Origin of the sequence: Faecalibacterium sp. DFI.5.82 (genome assembly GCF_029076575.1) — a bacterium.
Taxonomy (GTDB): Bacteria; Bacillota; Clostridia; order Oscillospirales; family Ruminococcaceae; genus Faecalibacterium; species Faecalibacterium duncaniae.
Genome location: NZ_JARFIS010000790.1, coordinates 1 through 300, shown reverse-complemented (window position 1 = coordinate 300; position 300 = coordinate 1). Strand labels below are relative to the sequence as shown.

Below are 300 nucleotides of genomic sequence, written 5' to 3'. Positions count from 1 at the left end.
AACCACACCGGCAACATGGCAGACACCATTCCTCCCATGGGAGTGCAGCCCTACGGCTTCTTTGTCAGGATCGCCGGGGACATCAAAAAGGCTGTCAACGTGCCGGTCAGCGCCGTGGGCCGTATCGTGGATGCCGAGATGGCAGAGCGTGTCATCGAGAGCGGCATGGCTGATATGGTGGCTGTTGGCCGTCCGTTGCTGGCAGACCCTGATTGGGGCGCAACGATCGCTGCCGGTAAGGCCTGCGATATTCGCCGCTGCATCAGCTGCAACAAGGGCTGCACCGATGCCATCCAGAAC

The 300-nt window shown here is 61.0% G+C and carries 1 protein-coding gene; it reads left to right on the top strand.

Going from position 1 to position 300, the window contains the following annotated elements; translation table 11 throughout:
• Nucleotides 1-300, top strand: a 300-nt coding sequence (locus tag P0G09_RS18915; protein WP_275253444.1) for a tRNA-dihydrouridine synthase, incomplete at both ends; no start/stop codon positions are given.